The organism is Ruegeria sp. HKCCD6119 (genome assembly GCF_013110585.1).
Lineage (GTDB): Bacteria > Pseudomonadota > Alphaproteobacteria > Rhodobacterales > Rhodobacteraceae > Ruegeria.
In genome coordinates this window covers 433255-459052 of the sequence record NZ_WVQV01000002.1, presented here as the reverse complement: position 1 = coordinate 459052, position 25798 = coordinate 433255, and the positions used below count along the sequence as shown (strand labels likewise).

The window sequence follows — 25798 nt, the reverse complement described above, 5'->3', positions numbered from 1 at the left end:
TGCAGCAGTAACTGTCTTGGGAAGGGGTTGCAATTGGCCACGGAATTCGATCTGTCGGACTATCTTATCGCCCCTGATCCGGCTGCGATGCGCCTGACCCGAGCGGTCGAGGGTGTGGATCAGAACGGTGAAATCAGCCAGATATCTGTGGTCGAGGAACGCCCGCTTACGATCTTTCTCAATTCGCAGGAAATCGTGACGGCGATGACGATTGGCGATTATCCCGAATATCTTGCGCTGGGCTTTCTGCGCAATCAGGGGATGCTGCTGTCGGATGATGAAATCACGCGCGTGGAATATGACGACGACCTTGAAACCGTGATCGTCCGAACCGCGCGCGAAACATCTTATGAAGACAAACTGAAGAAAAAGACCCGCACCAGTGGGTGTGCCGTGGGTACTGTGTTTGGCGACATGATGGAGGGCCTGGAAGACGTACAACTGCCACAGGTTCAGGTGCGAACTTCCTGGCTGTATGATCTGGCCTCGAAGATCAACCGCACTCCGTCGCTGTACCTCGAAGCCGGAGCGATTCACGGCACGGTCCTGTGCCGTGAAAACCGCCCGCTGGTCTATATGGAGGACGTGGGCCGCCACAACGCCGTCGACAAGATCGCAGGCTGGATGCTGTCAGAAGGAGAAAGTGCCGAGGACAAGATCCTCTATACCACTGGTCGCCTGACATCCGAAATGGTGATCAAATCGGCGATGATGGGGATTCCGGTACTGGCGTCCCGCTCGGGCTTCACCGCCTGGGGCGTCGAGATCGCGCGCGAGGTCGGGCTGACGCTGATCGGGCGGATGCGCGGCCAGCGCTTTGTGTGCCTGTCGGGTGAGGATCGCCTGCTGCGCGACGTGGACCCGTCAACCGTTGCTGTCGAAGACAGGAAACACCGCCGGAAAAGTGCAGGATGATTTTGGAAACCCTTAGACTTTTTTTCTTGTTTGTTGTTGCAGTCAGTATCTTGCCGCTGAGCATTCTTGCTGCACGAAACTACGCACGCAGCAAACGGACAATCGTAGATGGGATGGCGCGGTTGGACGAAGAAACTTTGGATCGATTGGGGTGGGAGGCAAGAGAATACATCGGCACATTCGACCTGTTTGCCCCATTCCGGATGGGATGGGCAGCTTGGGGATTGGCGGTGCAAAAACAACGCGCCGTATTGCAACGTATCCTTCTTCAAAGTTTGCCAGACTCAGTCGTTTTGCCAGGCGAAATCAGTCGATCACTTCGCAGGTATCGGTGCTTGTTCTGGGCGTTTTTCGCGCCTGTGACGGTTTTGGTGCTCTTTTCCGCTTTCATTCGCTTGAGCCATGTCTTGGCCGGCTTTTCCGGACTTCCTTTGAGCCTGTGTTTCATTTGGCTGGGTGCGGGCAACGGGGTTTGGATTTTCACACCGCTGGAGAAATTCCGAAAATGGCCGGAAATCGAGGATTTATCATGACGAAACCGCTCGGAATCATTCTTGCAGGCGGGCAGGCCACACGTATGGGCGGCGGCGACAAGGGCCTGTTGCAGATCGGGGGGCAGAGCCTGCTGTCCCATGTGATTGACCGTTTGTCCCCACAGGTAAGTGGGCTGGCCTTGAACGCGAATGGCGACCCTGAGCGCTTCGCTGATCTGGGCCTGCCCGTCCTGCCTGACACGATCGAAGGGTTCGCCGGGCCTCTGGCCGGTGTGCTGGCCGGGCTCGACTGGGCGGCAGAGCAGGGGGCGGACAGCATCGTGACAGCTGCTGCGGATACGCCGTTTTTCCCGCGCGATCTGGTGGCGCGACTGACGCAGGCTGCGGAAGGGCAGGTACACCCGTTGGTTTTGGCTACCACGCCGCGTTCGGGCGACGAGGCGCTCAAATCCGGTGGCGGCAAGCGAGTCAACCGTCACCCGACATTCGGGCTTTGGCCCGTGGCGCTGCGCGATGATCTGCGGGCGGCGCTGATGGACGGGTTGCGCAAGGTGGTGTTGTGGACTGACAAACATGACGGGCGCGAGGCTTTGTTTTGCGCCGACCCGTTTGATCCGTTTTTCAACGTCAACACGCCTGAAGATCTGGATCGTGCCCGAACACTGTTGGAGCAGGCATGAGGGTCTATGGCGTCACGGGCTGGAAGAATGCCGGCAAAACCGGGCTGATGGAACGGCTGGTGGCCGAGATCACAGGCCGGGGCTTTACGGTCTCTACGGTCAAGCACGCGCATCACAGTGTCGATGTGGATCAGCCGGGCACCGACAGTCACCGGCACCGCGTTGCGGGGGCCAGCGAGGTGCTGCTTGCCTCGGGGCAACGCATTGCTTTGATGCAGGAATTGCGGGGCGCGCCTGAACCGCCGCTGGCCGAGCTGTTGGCGCGGCTCTCGCCGGTCGATCTGGTGTTGGTCGAAGGGTTCAAGCGCGAGGTCCACCCCAAGATCGAAGCGTATCGCGCCGCGGCGGGCCATGTGCTGATGGCACCTGAAAATGGCACCATCCGCGCCGTGGCCAGCGACACTCCGCTGGATTTGGACCGCCCGGTCTATGATCTGGACGATACTGCCGGGATTGCTGACTTCATCCTGAAAGAGGTTGGTTTGTGAGCCTGTTCCAGACCTTTGCAATGGTGGATTGGTCTGGCGGAAACGACACCGGGCCGACCCCGCGCAAGGATGCGATCTGGGCCTGCATTGCACGAAACGGAAAAGCGTTTGACCCCGAATACCTGCGCAACAGGCGGATAGCCGAGCAGAGGTTGGATGCTCTGATCCGGGCCGAGCTTAAGGCCGGTCGCCGTCTGCTTCTTGGGTTCGATTTTCCTTTTGGATATCCTTGCGGCTTCGCACGGGCGATGACCGGAACGGACGATCCGCTGGTGTTGTGGGATTGGTTCGACCAACAAGTCGAGGATTCTCCGAAGGCCAACAACCGCTTTGATCTGGCGGGTCGGATCAACCTTCAGTTTGGCGGCCGTGGTCCGTTCTGGATGAATGGATTGCGCCGAGATATTAACGGCCTGCCGCGTACCAAATCGGACTATTCCAACCCGTTCCCGAACCGTCGTGTCGTTGAGACTTTGGCAAAAGGAAGCTTCACCTGCTGGCAGATGGCAGGGGCAGGCGCGGTTGGTGGCCAAGTCATGATGGGGCTGCCGATTCTGAACCGGCTTCGCCACCGGTTTGCCGGGCAAATCTCGGTCTGGCCGTTCGAGCCGCTGGATAAACCTGTTGCCTTCGTGGAAATCTGGCCGTCTTTGACCCTTGGCGCTGCACCGGATGGGCGGATCAAGGATGCCTGGCAGGTTGAACAGGTCGCCTTGACTCTGTCGCGTTTGACAGAGCAGGAGTTGGATGCGCAATTGAACGTCTCAGCGGCAGAGGAAGGTTGGATATTGGGTGTACCTCAGGACAAGCCGAACATAGCCCCGCCCCCGTTGCGGAACGATTGCTTCGCGTTGCCCGCCGGGGTCAACTGGACACCGGTGGATGAGGCGCTGGCCTGTTTGCGTGACAGGCTGCACCCGATTACCGCGTCTGAGACGATGGCGCTGACCCTGGCATGCGGGCGCGTTCTGACCGGGGATGTGGTCGCCCGACGCTCGAATCCGCCGCAACCGAATTCGGCCGTGGATGGGTACGGGTTTGCCGGTCCCGCCCCTGATGGCCCACAGATCATGCCATTGGTTGACGGGCGCGCGGCGGCAGGGATCCCGTTCGACGGTGACGTGCCTGAAGGCCGGGCCTTGCGCGTGCTGACGGGGGCGGCGCTGCCCGCCGGTGTCGACACGGTCATTCTGGAAGAGGATGTCACGGTCAAGGACGGCCACATAGCCTTCCACGGCCCGCTGAAAAAAGGCGCCAACACACGGCGCGCGGGAGAAGATGTGGCCGCAGGCGATATCGCCCTTCCTGCCGGGCGCAGGCTGACCCCTGCCGATCTTGCGCTGCTGTCTGCCGTGGGGATTGCCGAAGTCAACGTGCGCAAACCGCTTCGCGTGGCCGTGGTCTCTACAGGCGATGAATTGGTCGAAGCCGGAGAGAACGCTGGTCCGGGTCAGATTTTCGACGCCAATCGCCCGATGCTGCTGTCCTTGATCGATCGTATGGGGTTCGTACCCGTGGATATGGGGCGTGTTTCCGATGATCGGGACGCCTTGCGGGATCGATTGGATCAGGCCGCAGAGCAGGCGGATGTGATTTTGACCAGTGGCGGCGCGTCAGCGGGTGACGAAGACCATGTTTCGGCCCTTTTGCGTCAGGCCGGAGCGATGCAGCACTGGCGCATTGCGTTGAAACCCGGGCGGCCGCTGGCTTTGGGTTTGTGGTCTGGCGTGCCGGTGTTTGGCCTGCCCGGAAATCCGGTTGCCGCCATGGTCTGTACGTTGATCTTCGCGCGTCCGGCCTTGGGGCTGATGTCCGGCGAAGGCTGGGCTGAACCGCAAGGTTTCGAAGTGCCTGCCGCCTTTGAAAAGCGCAAGAAGCCCGGTCGCCGGGAATATCTGCGCGCCCGAATGCGGGACGGGCGGGCCGAGGTCTTCCACTCGGAAGGATCAGGCCGGATCAGTGGCCTCAGCTGGGCTGAAGGGTTGGTTGAAATCGAGGACGGTGCGCGCCATGTCAAACCGGGCGATATGGTCCGGTTCCTTCCTTATGGAAGTTTCGGGTTGTGACGGTCACGATTTCCAGAGGGTTCGCCGATCAGGAACGCGCGCAAGCGGCGGCACTTTTCTGGCAGGCATTTGCGGCAAAGCTGGGCAAAGTCATGGGGCCGGACGAAAAAGGACTGGCTTTCTTTGAAATCGCATTGAACCCGGATTTCGCGCTGGTTGCACGGGATGAAGCGGGCCGGATGCTGGGGCTGGCAGGTTTCAAGACACGCGACGGCTCTTTTGCGGGGGGCAATATGTCTGATCTGGCGCGGGTCTATGGCTGGTTCGGGGCGACCTGGCGCGCCTTGGTTCTGAGCGTGCTGGAGCGCGAACTGAAACCGGGCGTGTTCCAGATGGATGGCATTCTTGTCGCTGCCGAGGCGCGCGGCAAAGGAGTGGGCACGGCATTGCTGAATGCCATCAAGTCCGAGGCCCGCAACCGAGACATCTCAGAGGTTCAGCTTGATGTCATCGACACGAACCCCCGCGCCCGCAGCCTTTACGAGCGCGAGGGATTCCAGCCCTGGGGTCAAGAAAAAACCGGACCGCTGAAGTATCTGTTCAATTTCAGCAGCGCGACCAAAATGTCGTGGATTGTCGGGGCGGATTAATCAAACGTGCCCGCCACGCGACCCAGCAACATGAATGCGCGGGCCGTTCGGGTTTCACCCAGTTCACTCAGTTCCGCATCGCTTGCCGTGGGTTCGAACTCGGCCATCATCTTGTCAAACCGGCGCAGGAAATGGTGCGCGGCGTCGCGGAAAATCGGATCCTGTTTCATCCGGGCTGCCGTCAGCGCAAGTGAGGATCTGTCGCGTACCCCCCCCAGCGCCGCCACGGCGCGCCCGCGTGTGCCCTGGGCGAACTGGCGCCAGATTTCTGGCCGGGCCTTGTCGGGCCGCAGGTCATCCATGTAGATTCCTTCTTGGCTGAGCAGCGTCAGAACATCCTGCGAAGCTTGCACAAGCTGTGCCGTCTTGCGGTCCTTCAATGCAACACGCAGCGCATTGAACCCCTCGGTGTCATCCTGCGTTTCGGGGAAGTTCAGGGCGCGGATGAAAACCTCGGTACTCAGCGGCGGTGTGATCTCTTCCGCAGGTGTGCCCAGCTCCAACGAGGTCTGGTCGCCCTGAGCGGAACTCTGCGCGGCCGTTGCAGAGCGCGCTGTGCGTTTGGTCGAGAACGTTGCCAGGGCGTCTTCGGTTTTCCGTGTGGCCGCAGCGATTTCATCCAGCTTTTTTGTCACCGCAGGTTCATAGGTGCTGGAGGCGCGCTGCTGCTGCGCCACATAGGCCTGCCGGATCGCGTCGATTGCCGTTTGCAACCGCGCACTTTCCTCTCGCATCACCCGGCTGGCGCGCATCGCGGTGGCCGCAACCCAGATCATCGCCACGGGCATGAACACGGCCAGAAAGGCGACGACAAAGCCGCCGTTCTGCCCCTGACCGGGCAGCACGAGAAAGACGACCGACACCACCAGCCATATCAGGCTGAGTACCAGTGCGGCAATCTCGATTTCGGTGACAGCCGGAGTCTTCGGGCGATCATAGATGCCCAGCGACGTCGGCTTTTCGGTTTCCGGGTCAGGTTTTGGCCCCGACATTACATGCGCTCCGGTCAGGCGTACTCGATACTCAGGATTTCGTAAGAGCGCACGCCTCCGGGGGTGCGCACTTCGACACTGTCCCCTTCATCTTTGCCGATCAGGGCGCGGGCGATGGGGGATTTGATGTTCAGCAGGCCGTTTTCGATATTGGCCTCGTATTCACCAACGATCTGCCAGGTCTTTTCTTCATCGGTATCTTCGTCGACCAATGTGACTTTTGCGCCAAACTTGACCGCACCCGACAATTTTGCCGGATCGATGACATCGGCCAGCGACAGAATACCTTCCAGTTCCTTGATGCGACCTTCGATGAAACCCTGTTTTTCGCGGGCTGAATGATATTCGGCGTTTTCCTTCAGGTCGCCCAGCTCGCGCGCCGAGGCGATGGCTTCGATGATCGCCGGGCGTTCAACGGATTTGAGGTTCTTCAGCTCAGCCTCGAGCGCGGCATTGCCCGCAGGCGTCATCGGGATCTTTTCCATACTCTCTACGTCCACGCATAAATTGAGTCGCCCCGCCGCACAGGAGCGTCGGGGCGAATGTTAGATTGGCAGTTACCTGACCCAAATGCCACGTGAATTGCAAGAGGTGACAGCGTCAGCAGCGGTCAATTCGCGACTTCGCGCCGTTTTGATTTGGGGTGGGGCCTGTGCCGATGATCCGGATGCCGCGACCTGCGCCAACGCTGCGATGGGGTGCAAAGCCAAATCATCTCAATCATATTGCACCACTTCGAACTCGATCCCGTTGTCATCGCGAAAATAGAACCGGCGCCCTGGTTCGTAATCGGCATGGTTGTGGGGCTCGAATCCTGCCTTGCGAACCTTGTCTTCGGTGGCATCGATGTCTTCGACCAGAACACCCACGTGGTTCAGCCCGCCGATCACATCATAGCTGCTTTCATCCGACTGTTTCGGGTCATCAGGTTTGTAAAGCGCCAGATACGTATGGGCCGAGCCGACATGCACGGTGTATCCGCCGGCAATTGCGGGGCCTTCCCAACGGGTCTTCCAGCCAAAGACCTTTTGCATCCAATCGGCCGAGGCTTTCGGGTCGCGGACAGTGAAGTTGGTGTGTTCAAGCGTCGCCATCATGGGATCTCCTGTGTTTTTTGGCTTGTCCCGACTCAGCGTAATTTCTAAACCTAACTTTAGGTCAAGGAATTTTCATGAGGGTTTGATGGCGGTATCAGAGGGGCTGGCGATTGGCGCATTGGCCCGGCGCACAGGTCTGGCCGTGTCGGCCATCCGGTATTACGAAGCGCAGGGTCTGATTTCGCCCTGGCGCAACGCGGGCGGACAGCGGCGCTATCAGCGGGCCGATATTCGGCGACTGAGCTTTGTCATAATTGCGCAGCAGTTCGGCCTGACCCTGCCTGAAATCCGTCAGGTGCTGTCGGGCCTGCCAGGAAACCGCACGCCGACGCCCCAGGACTGGAAGGCAATCAGCGTACAGCTGAGGGCCCATCTGGATCAGCGAATCGACACCCTGATGCGGTTGCGCGACAATCTGGATGGCTGCATCGGATGCGGGTGTCTGAGCCTGCCGAAATGTGCGCTCTACAACCCCGATGACCGGGCAAAATCGCATGGTAGCGGTCCCAGGTACCTGATGGGGGATGCACCAGAGGGGTGATGTGTCGAATAGCGCCCTTGTTACGCCGTGTTTCGATTGACCAATGTCTTTCCGACCATGTAATCAGCCGTGAAACAAAATTGCGCAGATCATGCGGTGACAGCGCCAATTCGGAAAGTTAGCTAGGGAGCCCGCGATGGCCGAGATTGAACGCGAAGCGATGGAATACGATGTGGTGATCGTGGGTGCAGGACCTGCGGGCCTGTCGGCGGCCATCCGTCTGAAACAGCTGGATGCCGACCTGAACGTTGTCGTTCTGGAAAAGGGTTCCGAGGTTGGCGCGCATATCCTGTCGGGCGCGGTTCTTGATCCCTGTGGTCTGGACGCGCTGATCCCGGATTGGAAGGAAAAAGGCGCGCCGCTGAATGTGCCCGTGAAGGACGACAAGTTCTACATGCTGGGTGAAGCAGGCCAGGTCCGCATCCCGAACTTCCCGATGCCGCCGCTGATGCACAACCACGGCAACTACATCGTTTCGATGGGCAATGTGTGCCGCTGGATGGCGGAACAGGCCGAAGAACTGGGTGTCGAGATCTTTCCGGGCATGGCGTGCTCGGAAATGGTCTATGGCGACAATGGCGAAGTCAAAGGCGTGGTAGCAGGTGTTTTTGGTCTGGAGGCAGACGGTTCCTACGGCCCCAACACCGAACCGGGGATGGAGCTGCACGGCAAATATGTCTTCCTGTCAGAAGGTGTGCGCGGGTCGCTGTCCAAGGAAGTGATCGCCAAATACGACCTGTCTGCGGGCAAAGAGCCGCAGAAATACGGTGTCGGCATGAAAGAGATCTGGGAGATCGACCCTGCCAAGCACAAGGAAGGCAGCGTGACGCACACGATGGGCTGGCCTTTGGGCAGCAACGCAGGCGGCGGATCCTTCATCTATCATCTTGAAAATAATCAGGTCTATGTCGGCTTCGTGGTGCACCTGAATTACAAGAACCCGCATCTGTACCCCTATATGGAGTTCCAGCGTTTCAAGCACCATCCCATGGTGGCCGATCTGCTGAAAGGCGGCAAGCGGGTCGCTTACGGCGCCCGTGCGATTACGGAAGGCGGCTATCAGTCGATGCCGAAACTGGTCGCGCCGGGCGTGGCGCTGTTGGGCTGTTCGGCGGGCATGGTCAACGTGCCGCGCATCAAAGGCAACCACAACGCTATGCTGTCGGGCAAAGCTGCGGCCGAGGCTGCTTTCGAAGCGATCAAGGCCGAGCGTTCGGGCGATGAGCTGACGGCTTACGAGACCGAAGTTCGCAATGGTGCGATTGGTTCCGACCTGAAAAAGGTTCGCAATGTCAAGCCGATGTGGTCGAAATGGGGTCTGACCGCCAGCCTGATGTTGGGTGGTCTGGACATGTGGACCAACACGTTTGGCTTTTCGCTGTTCGGCACGTTGGGCCATGGCAAGAACGACGCGGAATCGACCGAGGATGCCAGCAAGCACCAGCCAATCGATTATCCAAAGCCGGATGGAACGCTGTCCTTCGATCGTCTGACGAATGTCTCGTTCGCAGCGACAAACCACGAGGAAAGCCAGCCCTGCCACCTGCGTCTGGCCGATCCCGAGATCCCCGTGAAGGTCAACCTGCCTAAATACGATGAGCCGGCACAGCGGTATTGCCCGGCAGGTGTGTATGAAGTGGTCGAGGATGAGAACGGCCCGCGATTCGTCATCAACTTCCAGAACTGCGTCCACTGCAAAACCTGCGACATCAAGGATCCCAGCCAGAACATCACCTGGACCACACCGCAGGGCGGCGACGGTCCAAACTATCCGAACATGTAAGCAAAAAACGGGCAATGGCTGCGCTGTGAAGGCTCTGCCATTGCCTCTTGCCTGCCGAAGCCCTAGCTTACCCCTCAGTCAACGATAGCAAGGCAGGATTTCGGTGTTTTCCCTGGTTCGTCGCGCGGCTTTGTCCGTGCTGTTCATGTCGTCGGTCGCAGTTCCGGCCTATTCGGAAACGGGCGCCGGGTCTTATCTGGCCGGGCGGCAGGCGATTTACGAAAACGACTATTCTGCCGCTGAAAGATACTACGCTCAGGCTCTCAGGTTTGATCCCCAAAATGCGCTGTTGCAGGAAAGCGTTGTCGTTGCACGCATCGCCTTGGGGGAAGTGGCGCGCGCGCTGCCGATCGCCCAGCAGATCGAGGAAGCAAACCTGCCCAGCCAGGCTGCGCGTATGGTAATTTCGGCCAATCTGATCACCGATGGGAAATTTGACGACCTGCTGGCCCGTGACCCTGAAACACAGGGTGTTGGTCCCCTTGTTGACGGCCTGATGATCGCCTGGGCCCATCTGGGGCAGGGTGAGATGACCAAGGCGATGGAACAGTTCGATTCTGTCGCGACACAGGATGGTCTCAGGGAGTTCGCGCTTTACCACAAGGCGATGGCATTGGCGTCTATCGGTGATTTCGAAGGCGCCGAGGCGATACTTGCCGGCAATGATGGAACGGTTGCCCGGTTCTCTCGTCGTGCTGCTTTGGCCCGCACCGAGATTCTGTCGCAGCTGGATCGCAACGAAGACGCCGTTCAGTTTCTGGACGATGTGTTTGTGGCGGGCAGTGACCCGACCATCGAGTCGTATTTGAGCCAGTTGGCGGCGGGTGAAACATTGCCGTTCACCCATGTCCGATCCGCTCAGGACGGCATGGCCGAGATTTTTTTCACCGTCGGTGCCGCATTGAACAGCGAAGCATCAGCCGATTACGTTCTGCTGTACGCACGCCTGGCCAGTTTCCTGCGCCCCGATCATGTGGATGCCATTTTGCTGAGCGCGGATCTGCTGGACAACTTGCAGCAATATGATCTGGCGGTTGAGGCATACCGCCAAGTCCCGGCGGACAGCAACGATCACCATGCGGCCGAATTGGGCCGCGCCGAAGTTCTGGACCGTTCGGGAAAAACCGATGCGGCCGTCGAGGTGTTGCAGAACCTGGCTGCGCAGGACCCTGATTTTCCGGGTGTGCATGTCGCTTTGGCAGATTTGCAGCGCCGACAGGAAAACTATGCCGCTGCCGTGGCCTCTTACGACACTGCGATCGCGCTGACGGATAGCGCGGCGGGTGGGAATTGGTTCCTGCATTACGCACGTGGCATCAGTCATGAAAGGCTGAAGCACTGGGATCAGGCCGAAGCTGATTTCCGCCGGGCGCTGGAACTAAACCCGGATCAACCTCAGGTTCTGAATTACCTTGGGTATTCTCTGGTTGAGCGCAAAGAAAAGCTGGATGAAGCATTGGACATGATCGAGCGCGCAGTAGCTGCGCGTCCGGACAGTGGCTATATCGTGGACAGTCTGGGCTGGGTACTGTTCCGTCTGGGGCGTTATGACGAGGCCGTCGAACACATGGAACGTGCGGTTGAGCTGATGCCGGTGGATCCGGTGGTCAACGATCATCTGGGTGACGTCTATTGGGCTGTCGGGCGCGCGCGCGAGGCCGAGTTCCAGTGGAGCCGCGCCTTGTCCTTCATCGACCCGGAAGACACCGACGGTGAAGCCGATCCGGATCGAATCCGGCGCAAGATCGAAGTCGGGCTGGATGCCGTTCTGGCCGAAGAAGGTTCGGAGCCATTGAAAGTCGCCAATGGAAATTAAGGCGTTTGCGCCCGCCAAGATCAACCTGACCCTTCATGTGACTGGCCGTCGAGACGACGGCTATCACCTGTTGGATTCGCTGGTTGTATTCGCCGATCTGGGTGATCGGCTGACATTCACCCCCGGCCCCGAATTGTCCATGGACGTGCGCGGCGAGTTTGCCGGCGGAGTCCCCACGGACAGCCGAAATCTGGTCTGGAAGGCGGCAGAAGCTGTCGGTTGGACCGGTCATATTCAACTGACCAAGTCCTTGCCCCATGGGGCGGGCATTGGCGGAGGGTCGTCTGATGCCGCGGCCACGCTTGGGGCCCTGGCAGATCAGGGCCACGACCTTCCGCGGGGCCTGCCGTTGTCATTGGGGGCGGATGTCCCCGTCTGCCTGGAAGGTCGGGCGATCAGAATGCAGGGCATTGGCGATCGTTTGACGGCGGTGAACCTTCCGCACCTGCCCGCCCTTTTAGTCAACCCAAATGTCCAGGTGCCCACCGGTGCCGTTTTCAACGCGCTGGCGTCCAGAGACAACCCGCTAATGCCTGAAAGCATGCCTGAGTTTGACAATGCTGATGAGTGCGCCCAGTGGCTGCGCAATCAACGCAACGATCTGCAGGTGCCCGCCATGAACATCGCACCTGAGATCGAGCAGGTGTTGGACGAGTTGCAGATGACCAATCGCGCGCTCATGGTGCGCATGTCAGGGTCAGGATCAACCTGTTTTGCGTTGTATCCGACGATGAAAGACGCGCATTTTGCGGCCTATGAGATCGGCGCAGCCCATCCTGATTGGTGGTGCCGCGCCACGCAGCTCAGTTGAGACGTGAAACCACGTAATCGGCCAATTCGCGCAGCAGACTGCGAATATCGTGGTCAGGCAATACATCCAAAGCGGCTTTGGCCTTGTTTGCCCAACCCAAAGCGTCTTGCCGGGTTTCTTCCAGCGTGGCGTATTTGTTCATCAGACCCAGCGCCTGATCCAGATCCCCGTCCTGTTGGCGGCCCTTTTCGATCGTACGTTCCCAGAAGGCGCGTTCTTCCGGCGTGGATTGCGCCACGGCTTTGATGACGGGCAGGGTCAGTTTCCGTTCACGGAAGTCATCGCCAACATTCTTCCCGGTTGCCTTGCTGTCGCCCTGATAATCCAGCAGGTCATCGGCAATCTGGAACGCGATGCCCAGTGAATCGCCATAGTCGAAAAGCGCTTTGACCTGCTCTTCCGAGGCACCTGCGATCACGCCGCCCACTTCGGTCGCGGCTGAAAACAAGGCCGCCGTCTTGCCACGCACGACCTGAAGGTAAACGCTTTCATCCGTACTCAGATCGGTTGCGGCCGTCATTTGCAGCACTTCGCCTTCGGCAATGGTTGCAGAGGCATTGGCCAGAATATCCAGAACGCGCAGCGAGCCCGTTTCCACCATCAGCTGGAAACTGCGTGAAAACAGGTAATCGCCAACCAGAACACTGGATTTGTTGTCCCAAAGCAGATTGGCGGTCGGGCGGCCCCGTCGCTGTGCGCTTTCATCCACGACGTCGTCATGCAGCAGGGTGGCGGTGTGAATGAACTCGACCGTCGCGGCAAGGCGCACGTGATGGTCGCCGGAATAGCTAAACAGGCGTGCTGCGGCCAGTGTCAGCATCGGGCGCAGGCGTTTTCCACCTGCTTCGACCAGATGCCGCGTCACTTCCGGGATGCGTGGCGCATGGTCCGATGCCATCCGCGTGCGGATCAGCCCGTTCACGGCCTCCATCTCGCCCGCCAGAATTTCAGCGAGACGCTCATGCGGTTTTGAGATCATGTCGACGGTCATCACACTCCTGATACAAGGCTCGACTTTCGCCTCGCCTTGCCCTTACATCCATCCCCATGAAAGAACTGTTGCGCAGTACCGATCCGACAATCCTGGCCTTTGCATCCGCTCTCCTTGAGGGCGAGGATATAGACTGCTTTCAGATGGACGTAAATATGAGCATCCTCGAAGGTGGTATCGGGATTTTCCCTCGTCGGCTGATGGTTCGGTCCGAAGACCTGACCCGGGCCGAGCGTGTGATGCGCGACAACGAGATCCCGCTGGGCCGATGATGCGCTTCGACGACAATGAATTGACGTGCAACGATTTCCTTGGTGGCCGGGTGCGATTGCTGCAACCTGCGTCAGGTTACCGCGCCGGGGTAGACCCTGTTCTGCTTGCCGCATCGGTCCCTGCAAAGGCCGGGCAATCCGTGCTTGAACTGGGATGTGGCGCGGGGGCTGCCATTTTATGCCTGTCCGCGCGGGTGGCGGGGCTGCAAATGGTTGGGATCGAATTGCAACCGGCCTATGCGGATTTGGCCCGCCGCAATTCGGAAATCAACGGCTGTGATCTGGACGTGATCGAGGCTGACCTGAACGCTTTGCCTGATGACCTCCGACAGCGGCACTTTGATCACGTAATCGCGAACCCGCCCTATTACCGTTCTGGGGCGCATAGCCCCGCCAGCGACACAGGGCGAAGCATTGCACTGGGCGAAAATACGCCTCTGATCGACTGGATCACCGTTGCGGCCAAACGCCTTGCCCCTCGGGGGTTCCTGCACGTGATCCAGAAAGCCGACCGTCTTCCCGATATGCTGACGGCTTGTGAGGGGAAACTGGGTTCAATCGAGGTGCTGCCGCTCAGCGCGCGGGTGGGCCGCGAGACCGAACTGGTCATCCTGAGCGCCCGCAAAGGGGGACGCGCGGCATTTCGCCTCCATGCGCCGTTGATTCTGCACGCCGGTGAGCGCCACGAAAAAGACGGTGAAAGCTATACCGAGGCGGTCTCAGCCGTGCTTCGACAGGCCGCTCCGTTGCCTCGGAACTTGTGCCATCGGCAATGACCAGCCGAATTTGTCGGATTTGTTACAGATTCTGTGCGTCTGCAGCGTGACAGGGTGGAAACGATGTGGTCAAATTCTTACGTGACATACAGACACATAAACAAGGAGGATCGCAATGAGCGTGAGCGCACATCTGACGGAACTGAAGAAAAAGCACGAATCTCTCGGTCTAGAAGTGGAACAAGCCCAACGCTCGCCAGGTATCGATGATCTCCATATTGCTCAGTTGAAAAAGCAGAAGCTCAAGCTGAAAGAAGAGATCGAACGCCTGTCCGCTTAAGTTTTCAGGCTGGCGCGGGCCGCTATCAAGGCCCCGCCGGTGATCAGAAAGGCCGCGATCGCAAGCCCCCAGGACGGGGTCGTGATCCCGGCCACCACCAAAGCAAGGGTCGACAGTAACGGGGCCGCATAGGATGAGGTTCCGAGAATTTGGATGTCGCCTTGCTTGACGCCAATGTCCCAGACGTAGAACGCCAGCCCGACGGGCCCAAGGCCGAGTGCCAGCACCGACGCCCAGCCCAGTGCCGTATCGGGCAGTACAGTGTCTTCCACAGCCAGATGCAGCAGACCCGAAGCCAGTGCAGCCGCAAGGCAGAATATTGAGACGGAACTGGTCGGCGTGCCCTCCAGTTTGCGTGATAGAACGGAATAGCCCGACCATGTCAGTGCGCACAGCAAGGCCAATGCGTATCCGGGCAGGTATTGGGCCTGAAAGCCCGCGCCGCCACCCCCGGCAATGATTACAGCGGCCCCTGCGAATCCAAGGCATGCCCCGATCAGGTGGCCGATACGCAGATGCTCACCCGGAAGCAGGCCCGACAGAAGCACAATGAGCAGAGGCCAGAGATAAGCGATCAGCCCGGCCTCGGCAGCCGGCGCCATGCGCAGGGCCGAAAAATACAGCGCGTGATAGCCAAATAGGCCCAATGCGCCAAACAGGTAGGTCGTCCAGGGAACTTGCTTTAGATCGCTCAAACCACCTGTCGCCGTTGCCCAGACAAGCCCAAGCGCACCGCCAATCGAAAAGCAGATCGTGTTCAGCAGCAGGGGCGGCGTGGGCACCGACCCGACAGTGAACAACGCCAGCAAGGCCCATAGCAAGACAGCCACGAAGCCGATGGCCGTTGCGCGCATTTTGGTCATGGGCGGGAAACCTCTTCAATCGGTACAATTTTGAACTCATCCGATATATGCGCGGTTTTTTCAATCTCGGTCAGGAACCAATCGCGAAACGCCGCGATCTGAGGTTTCTTTTCAGCCCCCGGCAGGCACAGAAACCGGAACCGGCCTTGTGTTTCCAGGGCCACCTTGAACGGTGCAACCAGGCGGCCTTCGGTCAGGTCCTTGAGAATCATGGCGCGTCGCCCCAGTGCCACGCCGACACCGGCAACAGCGGCATCAATCGCGTGATCGGCATTGGAAAAATGCGCGCCATGGGTCGGAGTAAAATCCACCCCCACGGCACGGAACCAAGCGGGCCAATCGCAAGGCGGGGTCAGAAAGCTGATCGAATCGTCATGGATCAGCGGGGCGTCGCGCAGGCTGTCTGGCGTGGTGAATTGTTCTGCAAGTTCCGGTGTCATGACCGGGGTCAGCCATTCCTTTCTGACGGGAACGGAATACAGCCCGTCATCGGCCGAATTCCCGAACCGGATGGCGACGTCCACGTCGTCCCGCTCCAGATCCATGTTGCGCAGCGTGGCCGAGAATTTCAGATCGATCTCGGGATGCGCCCGAGCAAATTCGTAAAGCCGCGGCGCTAACCACTTGGCGGTCAAAGCTGGGCCCGCGGTGACGGTCAGGCTTGTGTCATCTTCCTGTCTGCGCACCGCACGCCATGCGGCTTGCAAGGTGGCAAACCCTTCTGCCGCACCAGGCGCAAGGGCACGGCCCGCCTCGGTCAGTTCTACGGCGCGGTTCAGACGACGAAACAGCGGCCGCCCCAGGTGTTCTTCAAGCGACTTGATCTGAAAGGACAGGGCGGCTGGCGTCACATGCAGCTCTTCCGCCGCCTTCGAAAAAGACATGTGCCGGGCTGCGGCGTCAAAAGCACGCAACGCGGTCAGCGGAGGCAGATAGTCACTCATAGTGAAGAAAAACTTAACTGAAGTCTCAAGAAAGCTCGTTTGTCGTGTTTTTTTTTAGCCTCCATATTCACATCAGGTCAAATAAAACTGATTTGAAAAGGAGGCTGTCATGATCGAGATGACAACAAACCCCGCCGCCCAGATGGCGATCCTGCGTGCCCACCAAGAGCGCAGCAGGGTGATCTGGCAGTTTTGGGGATGGATATTCGGTTCCCGCTGATCGCAGCGCGCGCGTTCTTACGGGATCAGAAAGGGCCGGCCCAAAGGGACCGGCCCGTTTTTAGTTCACAACTCTGGATCAGACGAAGAACTGCGCACCGTTGGCCGAGATCGTCGAACCGTTGATGAACTGCGAATCGTCCGATGCCAGGAAGACCACGCAGCGCGCGATTTCCTCTGGCTCACCCAGGCGGCCGGCGGGGATTTGGCCAATGATGGACTCGCGCACCTTCTCGGGCACAGCCATGACCATTTCGGTTGCGATATAGCCGGGGCAGATCGCGTTGGCAGTGATCCCTGCCCGCGCGCCTTCCTGCGCCAGGGATTTTACGATGCCCAGGTCACCCGCCTTGGTCGCTGCATAGTTCACCTGAGCGAACTGGCCTTTCTGACCGTTGATCGAGCTGATGACGATGACACGACCGAACTTGCGCTCTCGCATGCCGGGCCAGACAGGGTGCACCGTGTTGAACACGCCGGTCAGGTTGGTGTCGATCACGTCTTTCCACTGATCAGGTGTCATTTTGTGGAATGGTGCATCGCGGGTGATGCCGGCGTTGGCGACGACCACATCGATGGGGCCAACCTCGGCCTCAACCTTTTCAATACCTGCTTTGGATTCGTCATAATCGGCGACGTTCCACTTGTAGGTCTTGATCCCGGTTTCTTCAGTGAAATTTGCGGCGGCTTCGTCATTTCCCGCATAGGTGGCCGCAACGTTGTATCCTTCGGCTTTGAGCGCCTTGGAAATTGCTGCGCCAATGCCGCGGGAACCGCCGGTAACGAGTGCTGTTCGTGCCATTTATGACTCCTTCAATTTTAGTCGTCTTAGTAATGCTGTTACTCTGAGAGATGGTTGTGCGCAATATTGTTTCGTCTTGAATCTTGGTTTCCGGGCGGCAATATCGTCGCATCCAACGGTTGGAACCTCAATGTAACAAAAAAAGGCGCCCACCGGGCGCCTAATTCTATTTGATTGCCAACGCGCTTAGTCGCGCTCCACACAAAGGGCAACGCCCATGCCGCCGCCGATGCACAAGGTCGCCAAACCCTTTTTTGCATCGCGACGCTTCATTTCGAATAGCAGGGTGTTCAAAACACGGCACCCCGAAGCACCGATCGGATGGCCGATGGCAATGGCGCCGCCGTTTACGTTCACGATCGACGGATCCCAGCCCATATCCTTGTTCACCGCGCAAGCCTGCGCGGCAAAGGCTTCGTTGGCCTCGACCAGGTCCAGATCGTCTACCGACCAGCCTGCTTTTTCCAGTGCCTTGCGCGATGCATAGATCGGGCCGACGCCCATGATCGACGGGTCCAAACCGGCGGTCGCATAGGACGCGATGCGCGCCAGAGGTTCGATTCCCCGCTTTTCAGCGTTTTCGGCTGACATCAGCAGCGTCGCGGCCGCACCGTCGTTCAATCCCGAGGCGTTGGCAGCTGTGACCGAACCGTCCTTGGTGAAGGCTGGACGCAGTTTGGCCATGGCTTCCATGGTTGCGCCATGACGGATGTATTCGTCCTTGTCCATCACGATGTCGCCCTTGCGGGTCTTGATGGTGAAGGGCACGATTTCGTCTGCGAACTTGCCGGCCTTTTGTGCTGCTTCGGCCTTGTTCTGCGAAGCAACGGCGAATTCATCCTGCATCTCGCGGCTGATCTGCCATTTCTCTGCAACATTCTCGGCAGTCTGACCCATGTGATAGCCGTTGAAAGCATCCCACAAGCCATCGCGGATCATTGTGTCGATATACTTCATGTCGCCCATCTTGTGACCGGCGCGCAGCGCGGCGGCGTGGGGCGACAGCGTCATGTTTTCCTGACCACCAGCAGCGACGATTTCCGCGTCTCCCAGCTGAATATGCTGGGCGCCCAAAGCAACGGCGCGCAGGCCCGAGCCACAAACCTGGTTGATTCCCCAGGCCGCGCTTTCCTGCGGCAGACCGGCGTTGATGTGGGCCTGACGTGCGGGGTTCTGTCCCTGGGCGGCTGTCAGAACCTGCCCCATGATGGTTTCGCTGACTTCGCCTTTTTCCACTCCGGCGCGCTCGACAACTGCTTCCAGAACGGCAGCGCCCAGATCATGGGCAGGTGTGTTCGCAAACGAACCACTGAAGCTGCCAACACCTGTTCGTGCGGCGGATGCGATTACTACGTTGGTCATATGATCAGTCCTTTACCGTCATGGGACAGCGGAATTTCTGACGGCGCAGGTCGAAAGATGTCCTCTCGAAACAAGAGCGCCCCGTGATCCCCCGCTCAAGTACTCTTGCAATAGCGTAACGCTGCACATGCAGCAACGGGCAGCTTGTCTCAGTGTCGGAAATGGTAGGAAAATGTCGATGAACAGGCAATCAACTGCCTGTTTTTGATCTGTTTTCCTGCTTCCAGGGTTCCGCAACACTGGGTGCGCCATACAAGAATCCTTGCAGGCAATCCACGCCACTTGCCACCAAGAAAGCGGCATCCTCCTGCGTTTCAACCGATTCGGCCGTGACCAGAATTTCGAATTCACGGGCCACCGCGATCAGGGCCCGCACCAAAGTCTGGTTGTCGGGATCGTTGCTGATGCCCCGCACGAACTGGCCATCGATTTTGGCTGCGTCGAACAGAAACTCGCGAAAATGGCGAAAGCTGAAATTGCTGGCGCCAAAGTCATCCAGCGCAAAAGCGATGCCGCGATCCTGCAAGCGGTCCATGAAGTCGACAACCAGCTCAGGCACTTGCATGGCCGAGCTTTCGGAGATTTCGAGGATCAAGCGTTCGCCCAATCCGGCATCTCGTTTCAGGAATCTGTCCAGTATTCTGGACCAGTTGGAATAACCGATCGAGCGCGCAGACATGTTGATCGACAGGCGTATTTCCGGGTTCCTCGCCAATGTGCGCAACCCAAGCTCCAACGCGACGCAGTCCAGATCGCGGCCGATAGGAGTGTTTTCGACCTGAGGCATGAATTCTCGCGCCGGGATGACGCGGCCGGTTTCGTCCAGAACCCGAATGAACCCTTCGTAAAACGCGACTCGGTACGGGGCGTGCGCCTGTATCACCGGCTGAAAAGCCAGTTTGCACTGCTTATGCTTCACTGCATCGGTTGCCATCTGCACAACCAAACGATCCCGCGTCGAAACGGCCGTATTCAACGGACTTTCCGACCCCTCAGGCAGATGTGCCAGTTTTTTATTTCCCATAAGCGCGGATTCCCATGTGTCCGGGACAGGTGTCCGGTCACAGTCTCGGGGCAAAGAGATGAATCTGCGGTTAAGGGTTCGGAAAAATTTCCGTCTCGCGGGCTCAGCGGGTGGATTGCCACGCGCGTGTCAAAGAAGCTGCCGCGCCAAGTATCGCGCCCATCGCACCTAGCGCCATCATTGCAAAACCCAATGCGATCAGGGCTGCAACGGCGCCCCCAAGGGCTGCGAGCATGGCCATCAACAGGCCGAACAGGCCGAAAAAGGTTGAAATGGTTGTCAAACGATTCATACAGACCCTCGCTCACTCACACACGGCGACTGTCGTCTGATATGGCGCTCAATGGCCGAGATTCAAGGCACAATCAGGGTGCAGCCGGCTGTTTCAAGCCTGTTCTGCTTGTCCGCTGGGCAGCTTTTTGTCCAAATGCTCAAAACCGGGCGTTCCGCGGTCTTCCGGGTGGCGCGCCAGATGCTTGGCCTTGATCTGTTCCGAACTGTCCCGGCTGCCGTCATGGCTGTACCCAGGTGGGGCAAAGCAGTAGGCCAGCCGCTGTTTCAGGGTCAAACCCGGCTGGGTCGCGTCGCGCCAGATGGCCACCCATTCGTGAAAGGCCACCCGCAGGGGATTGAAAGTGCCGATATTGTGCACCAGGCCATAGTCCACCCGGTCGTCCTCCTGCTCGGGGACGAAGGTGCCGAACAGCTTGTCCCAGATGATGAACACCCCGGCATAGTTGCAATCCAGGTAGCGTGCGTTGCGGCCGTGATGGGCGCGGTGGTGACTGGGGGTGTTCATTACCGCCTCGAACCAGCGGGGCATCTTGCCGATGGCCTCGGTGTGAATCCAGAACTGATAGATAAGATTGAGGCCACCGACGAACAAAACCATCGCAGGATGGAACCCAAGCAGGATCAGTGGGGCGCGTACGACCATCATGAAAGTAAACGTATAAGTCCAGGTCTGCCGCAGCGCGGTCGTCAGGTTGTAGTGCTGCGAGCTGTGATGGTTTACGTGGCTGGCCCAGACCCAGCGGATGCGATGGCCAAAGCGGTGGACCCAGTAGTAACGCAGATCGTCCAGGACAAAGCACAGGATGATAACCGGAATTGACGTACCCAGGTTCATCGGCGTGATCTGCCACAGCCACATGAAAAACGCATAGGCGATAAAGCCCAGCAAAAAGCCCGATGCGATGTTGCCGGCCCCCATGATCAAAGAAGTCACCGCGTCGCGTGTTTCATAACGCCCGCCTTTGCCTTTGACTGCGATCCACAGAAACTCGGCCAGAATCGCTGCGATGAAAAAGGGAACGGCCCATTGCACCGCATCGGGAAAACTAATTTGGTCTGTCATGCGGGCTCCATCAGGTCTCGCCAGTGATGGCGTTCGAAATCGTCCAGTCGGATGAGTGTTTTGGGCACCGAGAATTCGTGAAACAGAATCTCAAATCCTTCCGGATGATCCAGAAGATCATAGTCCAGCAGATGCCGGGCCACGGTGTCGGCCCCGAAGGACCAAAGCAACCCATTGCCTGAACTGGTGCGCACCATCGCGGCGTGGCCATCATGGGAAACCGTGACATCGACCACATCATCGTCCGGAAAGTGACGTGCCCATTGTGATCGTGCAATGTCGGGCGTCAGCATCACTTGCTGCGATTTGCCGGTGAGATGCAATAACAGGGTGACACCAGCTATGCCGCCGACGACCAGCGTCAGTAGAATTTCAAGTGGCATTCCATCCTCCTGAGCGCAGAGTGCAAAGGAGTTGAAACTCTGTCAAAGGTGGCGTTGCGTCAGCTGTTTTCCAGCCGTTCCAGTATCTCGTGTTGCACCACACGTTCGACGAAGGGCACCAGCCCCTCGGGGCCGGATGTACGATCCTTCAGATGGATGCAGATATCCGGGCGCCGGGCGGCAATTATGCCCACCATTTCACCACGGATCGTGTCGTCAAGCCCCGCGCCCAAGATGGCGCAGGCAATTCGGGGCTCGGCATCCAGCTGTTTCCGGACCTCGTCCGTGTCATGTGCGCCCAGCCACTGAATCGGCAGATGATCCAGTTGCCGTGCCACATCACCGATCACATTTGGCAACCGTCCGATCAAAAGAACCACCGGCTTCATCGTCGCCTCCTTCCTATAAGGTCACAAACGAAAACCGGCCCAATTGGGCCGGTTCGAGTGTATCACAAACAGGCGGACGCTGCGCCATTCGTCAGCTATTGGATTCCACAAGCGTCGAGATAATCGCCTTCGCACTGTCCGAGTTCCACTCGGCGTCGCCGATCAGCCGGGCGATTTCCTGCCCTTCGGGGTTCAGGATGACCGTGATCGGCAAGGCGATGACGCCGAACTCACGGGCAGCGGCTGAACTGGGGTCCTGGTGACGGGGCAGGTTGGCGATGCCGTTCTCTTCAAAGAACTTTTTGATGCCGGCAGGCGAGTTGCGGCCCGTGGCCAGTGTCAGAACCTGAAACTTGTCGCCGCCGAACTCTTCCTGAAGTTCAGCGATCTGAGGCATCTCTTTGCGGCAGGGCGCACACCAGGTGGCCCAGAAATTCAGCAGCACATACTTGCCCTCATAATCGGCAAGCGTGCCGACACCGCCGTCATCTTCCAGCTGGAATTCGATTGATTTGGCGGGTTTCGGTTCCTTGTGCAGGATCAGACGTTTCAGGCTCTCTTCCCGCAGAGGGGCCAGCGTCTCGGCATCGGTCGCCAAGGCGGCATTTGCACCCAGCGCAAGGGCCATATAAAGGGGGATCAGACGAAATAGGCGCATATCAACTCCGGGTTTTCTTACATGACCGATCAATCCTCGAACCAGATGTGGGGCGGCCGCTTTGCCGCCGGTCCAGACGCGATCATGGAGGCAATCAACGCCTCGATCGGGTTCGATCAGCGGATGGCAGCCCAGGACATCGCAGGCTCGCGCGCCCATGCGGCCATGCTGGCAGCCACAGGCGTCATAAGTGATAGTGACGCCGAAGCCATTCGGGAAGGGCTGCTCACCGTTTTGTCAGAAATCCAGAACGGAGAGTTCCAGTTCTCGACCGCGCTGGAAGACATTCACATGAATGTCGAGGCACGTCTGAAAGAGATCATCGGAGAGCCCGCAGGCCGTTTGCACACAGGCCGGTCACGCAATGACCAGGTCGCAACCGATTTCAAGCTCTGGGTTCGTGATCAGCTGGACGCTGCTGAGAGCGGCTTGCTGGCCCTGATCCGCGCGCTTTTGGCGCAGGCCGAGGCCGGGGCTGATTGGGTCATGCCGGGCTTTACCCACCTGCAAACGGCGCAGCCGGTGACATGGGGCCATCACATGATGGCCTATGTCGAGATGTTTGGCCGTGATCTGTCCCGCGTTCGTGACGCCCGCGCCCGGATGAACGAATCGCCACTGGGTGCTGCGGCGCTGGCCGGGACATCGTTCCCCATCGACCGCCATATGACGGCCGAGGCGCTGGGCTTTGACCGGCCTGCCGCCAACTCGCTGGACGCCGTCAGCGATCGTGACTTCGCGCTGGAGTTCCTGTCCGTGGCCTCGATCAGCGCCGTGCATCTGTCGCGGTTTGCCGAGGAACTGGTGATCTGGTCTTCGGCGCAGTTCCGTTTCGTTACCCTGTCGGATCGGTTCTCAACCGGATCGTCGATCATGCCGCAGAAGAAAAACCCCGATGCGGCAGAGCTGATCCGCGCCAAGGTGGGTCGGATCTTTGGCGCCAACACGGCGCTGATGATGGTGATGAAGGGCCTGCCGCTGGCCTATTCCAAGGACATGCAGGAAGACAAGGAACAGGTCTTTGACGCCGCCGACAACTGGATGCTGGCGCTGGCCGCGATGGAAGGCATGGTCAAGGACATGACCGCCAACCGCGACAGCCTGGCCGCCGCCGCCGGCTCGGGCTTTTCCACCGCGACCGATCTGGCCGACTGGCTGGTTCGGGTGCTGGGCCTGCCCTTCCGCGACGCGCATCATGTTACCGGATCGCTGGTGGCCATGGCCGAGAAGAAGGGCTGCGACCTGCCCGATCTGACGCTGGACGACATGCAATCGGTCCATGCCGAGATCACAAATGACGTCTACTCTGTCCTTGGAGTCGAAAATTCTGTAAACTCACGCCAGTCCTATGGTGGCACAGCTCCTGATCAGGTGCGTGCTCAGGTTGAACGATGGAAGGCAATGGTGTGATGACCGTGCTGCGCGCGATTCTGATTGCAGGGTCCGGCCTGATGCTGGCCGGATGCGGAGCCGATGGTGAGCCCGTTCAGCCAGCGCCCGCTCAGCCAACTGTCAGTGCAACCGTCGGTGTCGGCTCTGGCGGAGCGTATGTAGGCGGTGGCGTAGGTCTGAGCCGTGGCCCGCTGGGGATCTACCTGGGATTCTAAACCACTTTCATATTGCGCATCGGTTTTATATCCACCAACGTGAGTTGGCATGTCGGTGCGCATGTCATCCAAAGAAAAGATACTGAAATGAGAACACTAGGACTGTTTCTGGTATTTGCGGCTTTGACGGCTTGCGAACCTACATCGGCAAGACGCCCGGAACCTGCGGCAGAGCCCAAACAATCGGGCACCGGAGTTTCGATCTCGGGCTATGGCCGGGTTGGAGTTTCGACCCGAAATTAAACTTGGTCGATGGGTTCGGAATCCATTGATCCGAAGCTATCTTCTGGTCTAAGCGCGCAGACATGGATCATTTTCTCTACCGCGACGGCGCGCTATTCGCCGAGGATGTCCCTGTCTCCGAAATCGCTGCCGCGGTCGGAACGCCGTTCTATGTCTACTCCACAGCAACCTTGCTGCGGCATTTTCAGCTGTTTGACGATGCGCTTGACGGCACGGACCACCTTGTCTGCTATGCGATGAAAGCGGCCAGCAATCAGGCGATCCTGAAAACTCTGGCAAAGGCGGGCGCAGGGATGGACGTGGTTTCGGGCGGGGAATACCTGCGCGCCAAGGCGGCGGGCGTTCCGGGCGACAAAATCGTGTTCTCTGGCGTGGGTAAAACGGCGGATGAGATTCGTACCGCACTGACCGGCGGCATCCGTCAGTTCAACGTCGAATCCGAGCCCGAGATGGAAGTGATCAACGCCGTTGCACTGGAATTGGGTGTGGTTGCGCCGATTACTGTAAGGGTGAACCCGGATGTCGATGCCAAGACCCATGCCAAGATTGCCACAGGCAAGTCCGAGAACAAGTTTGGCATTCCGATTGCCCGTGCCTCGGAAGTTTACGCCCACGCTGCCAGCTTGCCGGGGTTGGAGGTGATCGGCATCGACGTCCATATCGGCTCGCAACTGACCGAACTTGAGCCTTATGAGCTGGCCTACACAAAAGTAGCCGAGCTGACCGAACGCCTCCGTTCTGAAGGTCACAACATTCGGCGTCTCGATCTGGGTGGCGGTCTGGGCATTCCTTACACCCGGTCGAACAACGCACCCCCCTTGCCGATTGAATATGGTGCGCTGGTCAAGAAAACATTGGGCCATCTTGGCTGTGAGATCGAGATCGAGCCGGGCCGCCTGATCGCGGGCAACGCCGGGATCATGGTTAGCAAGGTCATCTACGTGAAATCAGGCGAAGGTCGCGATTTTTTGATCCTTGATGGGGCGATGAATGACCTGATCCGCCCGGCAATGTACGAAGCTTACCACGATATCGTCGCGGTGCAGGAACCTGTCGCCGGTGTGGAACAGCGCCCTTATGACATCGTGGGCCCGGTCTGCGAATCCGGTGACACTTTTGCCAAACAACGCAACATGCCGCCGCTCAAATCGGGTGACCTGATCGCCTTCCGCAGCGCGGGTGCCTATGGCGCGGTGATGGCCAGCGAGTACAATACCCGCCCGCTGATCCCCGAGGTTCTGGTCAATGGTGATCAATTTGCAGTCATTCGTGAACGACCAAGCTTTGACGAAATCATAAACCGCGATACCATACCTTCATGGCTTTGACGCGATGACCGCGCGGGCCTAACCCCG

Annotated in this window: 31 protein-coding genes; 17 read left to right on the top strand and 14 right to left on the bottom strand. The window is 58.9% G+C overall.

All coding sequences use genetic code 11. The features are described 5' to 3' along the window. Nucleotides 1-27: 27 nt before the first annotated feature. Genes fdhD through GS611_RS09510 form a run of 6 tightly spaced genes read left to right on the top strand, consistent with a single transcriptional unit; the run spans nt 28 to nt 5233 of the window. Nucleotides 28-915 (top strand): formate dehydrogenase accessory sulfurtransferase FdhD, encoded by an 888-nt coding sequence (gene fdhD, locus GS611_RS09535; protein ID WP_171635177.1) that lies wholly within the window; start codon nt 28-30, stop codon nt 913-915. Continuing rightward, nucleotides 912-1448 carry a hypothetical protein gene (locus GS611_RS09530; RefSeq protein WP_171634993.1) on the top strand — a complete coding sequence of 179 codons (537 nt, stop codon included), beginning with the start codon at nt 912-914 and terminating at the stop codon, nt 1446-1448. The genes fdhD and GS611_RS09530 overlap by 4 nt, the downstream gene beginning before the upstream one ends. Further along, on the top strand, nt 1445-2089 hold the full coding sequence (mobA, locus tag GS611_RS09525; RefSeq protein ID WP_171634991.1) for a molybdenum cofactor guanylyltransferase MobA: 645 nt from the start codon (nt 1445-1447) through the stop codon (nt 2087-2089). The genes GS611_RS09530 and mobA overlap by 4 nt, the downstream gene beginning before the upstream one ends. Beyond that, a complete protein-coding gene (gene mobB, locus GS611_RS09520) occupies nt 2086-2577 on the top strand; it encodes a molybdopterin-guanine dinucleotide biosynthesis protein B (protein WP_171634989.1) in 492 nt (163 codons plus the stop codon). Before mobA ends, mobB begins: the two co-directional genes overlap by 4 nt. A gap of 20 nt (nt 2578-2597) precedes the next feature. Then, nucleotides 2598-4643: a gephyrin-like molybdotransferase Glp gene (gene glp, locus GS611_RS09515; RefSeq protein ID WP_171635172.1), complete on the top strand. Its 2046-nt coding sequence runs from the start codon at nt 2598-2600 to the stop codon at nt 4641-4643. Beyond that, the gene (locus tag GS611_RS09510) at nt 4640-5233 is read left to right on the top strand and encodes a GNAT family N-acetyltransferase (RefSeq protein WP_371732239.1); all 594 of its coding nucleotides are present in this window, start codon (nt 4640-4642) and stop codon (nt 5231-5233) included. Before glp ends, GS611_RS09510 begins: the two co-directional genes overlap by 4 nt. On the opposite strand, the gene GS611_RS09505 is transcribed toward GS611_RS09510, so the two are convergent. From GS611_RS09505 to GS611_RS09495, 3 genes are all read right to left on the bottom strand, one after another. After that, the gene (locus tag GS611_RS09505) at nt 5230-6225 is read right to left on the bottom strand and encodes a hypothetical protein (RefSeq protein WP_171634986.1); all 996 of its coding nucleotides are present in this window, start codon (nt 6223-6225) and stop codon (nt 5230-5232) included. The genes GS611_RS09510 and GS611_RS09505 overlap by 4 nt on opposite strands. Before the next feature lie 14 nt (nt 6226-6239). Further along, a complete protein-coding gene (greA, locus tag GS611_RS09500) occupies nt 6240-6710 on the bottom strand; it encodes a transcription elongation factor GreA (RefSeq protein WP_170346321.1) in 471 nt (156 codons plus the stop codon). 231 nt (nt 6711-6941) lie between these two features. Then, nucleotides 6942-7322 carry a VOC family protein gene (locus tag GS611_RS09495; RefSeq protein ID WP_171206067.1) on the bottom strand — a complete coding sequence of 127 codons (381 nt, stop codon included), beginning with the start codon at nt 7320-7322 and terminating at the stop codon, nt 6942-6944. An 85-nt stretch (nt 7323-7407) separates the two neighbouring features. On the opposite strand from GS611_RS09495, the gene soxR reads away from it, so the two are divergent. The 4 genes from soxR to GS611_RS09475 all read left to right on the top strand — a co-directional run bounded on the left by soxR (nt 7408) and on the right by GS611_RS09475 (nt 12273). Beyond that, nucleotides 7408-7863: a redox-sensitive transcriptional activator SoxR gene (soxR, locus tag GS611_RS09490; RefSeq protein WP_171634984.1), complete on the top strand. Its 456-nt coding sequence runs from the start codon at nt 7408-7410 to the stop codon at nt 7861-7863. 136 nt (nt 7864-7999) lie between these two features. Then, nucleotides 8000-9646, top strand: coding sequence for an electron transfer flavoprotein-ubiquinone oxidoreductase (locus GS611_RS09485; RefSeq protein ID WP_171634982.1), 1647 nt, complete (start codon nt 8000-8002; stop codon nt 9644-9646). A gap of 145 nt (nt 9647-9791) precedes the next feature. After that, a complete protein-coding gene (locus tag GS611_RS09480; RefSeq protein ID WP_171635168.1) occupies nt 9792-11462 on the top strand; it encodes a tetratricopeptide repeat protein in 1671 nt (556 codons plus the stop codon). Continuing rightward, entirely contained in the window at nt 11452-12273 is an 822-nt protein-coding gene (locus tag GS611_RS09475; protein ID WP_171634980.1) for a 4-(cytidine 5'-diphospho)-2-C-methyl-D-erythritol kinase, read from the top strand. The genes GS611_RS09480 and GS611_RS09475 overlap by 11 nt, the downstream gene beginning before the upstream one ends. Here GS611_RS09475 and GS611_RS09470 read toward each other — a convergent pair. Next, complete coding sequence (locus GS611_RS09470; RefSeq protein ID WP_171634978.1) at nt 12266-13264, bottom strand: polyprenyl synthetase family protein; 999 nt, start codon at nt 13262-13264, stop codon at nt 12266-12268. The genes GS611_RS09475 and GS611_RS09470 overlap by 8 nt on opposite strands. 56 nt (nt 13265-13320) lie before the next feature. On the opposite strand from GS611_RS09470, the gene GS611_RS09465 reads away from it, so the two are divergent. From GS611_RS09465 to GS611_RS09455, 3 genes are all read left to right on the top strand, one after another. Continuing rightward, nucleotides 13321-13536, top strand: a complete 216-nt coding sequence (locus GS611_RS09465) for a DUF2007 domain-containing protein (protein ID WP_152456800.1) — start codon at nt 13321-13323, stop codon at nt 13534-13536. Continuing rightward, nucleotides 13533-14312, top strand: coding sequence for a tRNA1(Val) (adenine(37)-N6)-methyltransferase (locus GS611_RS09460; protein ID WP_171634976.1), 780 nt, complete (start codon nt 13533-13535; stop codon nt 14310-14312). The genes GS611_RS09465 and GS611_RS09460 overlap by 4 nt, the downstream gene beginning before the upstream one ends. 115 nt (nt 14313-14427) lie before the next feature. Next, on the top strand, nt 14428-14592 hold the full coding sequence (locus GS611_RS09455; protein WP_083445267.1) for a YdcH family protein: 165 nt from the start codon (nt 14428-14430) through the stop codon (nt 14590-14592). On the opposite strand, the gene GS611_RS09450 is transcribed toward GS611_RS09455, so the two are convergent. The 10 genes from GS611_RS09450 to GS611_RS09405 form a co-directional block, all read right to left on the bottom strand. Beyond that, a complete protein-coding gene (locus GS611_RS09450) occupies nt 14589-15455 on the bottom strand; it encodes a DMT family transporter (RefSeq protein ID WP_171634974.1) in 867 nt (288 codons plus the stop codon). The genes GS611_RS09455 and GS611_RS09450 overlap by 4 nt on opposite strands. Then, nucleotides 15452-16399 carry a transcriptional regulator GcvA gene (locus tag GS611_RS09445; protein ID WP_171634972.1) on the bottom strand — a complete coding sequence of 316 codons (948 nt, stop codon included), beginning with the start codon at nt 16397-16399 and terminating at the stop codon, nt 15452-15454. The genes GS611_RS09450 and GS611_RS09445 overlap by 4 nt, the downstream gene beginning before the upstream one ends. A gap of 298 nt (nt 16400-16697) precedes the next feature. Continuing rightward, a complete protein-coding gene (gene phbB / locus GS611_RS09440; protein WP_171634971.1) occupies nt 16698-17420 on the bottom strand; it encodes an acetoacetyl-CoA reductase in 723 nt (240 codons plus the stop codon). A 186-nt stretch (nt 17421-17606) separates the two neighbouring features. After that, a complete protein-coding gene (locus tag GS611_RS09435) occupies nt 17607-18782 on the bottom strand; it encodes an acetyl-CoA C-acetyltransferase (protein ID WP_170346332.1) in 1176 nt (391 codons plus the stop codon). Between the two features lie 190 nt (nt 18783-18972). After that, the gene (locus GS611_RS09430) at nt 18973-19806 is read right to left on the bottom strand and encodes an EAL domain-containing protein (protein ID WP_171634970.1); all 834 of its coding nucleotides are present in this window, start codon (nt 19804-19806) and stop codon (nt 18973-18975) included. Between the two features lie 103 nt (nt 19807-19909). Next, nucleotides 19910-20098: a hypothetical protein gene (locus tag GS611_RS09425; RefSeq protein ID WP_171634969.1), complete on the bottom strand. Its 189-nt coding sequence runs from the start codon at nt 20096-20098 to the stop codon at nt 19910-19912. A gap of 93 nt (nt 20099-20191) precedes the next feature. Beyond that, nucleotides 20192-21163 carry a sterol desaturase family protein gene (locus GS611_RS09420; protein ID WP_170346335.1) on the bottom strand — a complete coding sequence of 324 codons (972 nt, stop codon included), beginning with the start codon at nt 21161-21163 and terminating at the stop codon, nt 20192-20194. Further along, nucleotides 21160-21546 carry a hypothetical protein gene (locus GS611_RS09415; RefSeq protein WP_171634968.1) on the bottom strand — a complete coding sequence of 129 codons (387 nt, stop codon included), beginning with the start codon at nt 21544-21546 and terminating at the stop codon, nt 21160-21162. The genes GS611_RS09420 and GS611_RS09415 overlap by 4 nt, the downstream gene beginning before the upstream one ends. A 59-nt stretch (nt 21547-21605) precedes the next feature. Then, a complete protein-coding gene (locus GS611_RS09410) occupies nt 21606-21935 on the bottom strand; it encodes a hypothetical protein (RefSeq protein WP_152456810.1) in 330 nt (109 codons plus the stop codon). A gap of 91 nt (nt 21936-22026) precedes the next feature. Further along, nucleotides 22027-22593, bottom strand: a complete 567-nt coding sequence (locus GS611_RS09405; RefSeq protein ID WP_171634966.1) for a TlpA disulfide reductase family protein — start codon at nt 22591-22593, stop codon at nt 22027-22029. 21 nt (nt 22594-22614) lie between these two features. Here GS611_RS09405 and argH point away from each other — a divergent pair, with 21 nt between their 5' ends. The 4 genes from argH to lysA all read left to right on the top strand — a co-directional run bounded on the left by argH (nt 22615) and on the right by lysA (nt 25771). Beyond that, a complete protein-coding gene (gene argH, locus GS611_RS09400) occupies nt 22615-24003 on the top strand; it encodes an argininosuccinate lyase (RefSeq protein ID WP_171634964.1) in 1389 nt (462 codons plus the stop codon). Beyond that, nucleotides 23985-24200: a hypothetical protein gene (locus GS611_RS09395; protein WP_224854660.1), complete on the top strand. Its 216-nt coding sequence runs from the start codon at nt 23985-23987 to the stop codon at nt 24198-24200. Before argH ends, GS611_RS09395 begins: the two co-directional genes overlap by 19 nt. A gap of 87 nt (nt 24201-24287) precedes the next feature. Continuing rightward, on the top strand, nt 24288-24443 hold the full coding sequence (locus GS611_RS09390; protein WP_171229797.1) for a hypothetical protein: 156 nt from the start codon (nt 24288-24290) through the stop codon (nt 24441-24443). 62 nt (nt 24444-24505) lie between these two features. Further along, a complete protein-coding gene (gene lysA / locus GS611_RS09385) occupies nt 24506-25771 on the top strand; it encodes a diaminopimelate decarboxylase (protein ID WP_171634961.1) in 1266 nt (421 codons plus the stop codon). Nucleotides 25772-25798: the final 27 nt, after the last annotated feature.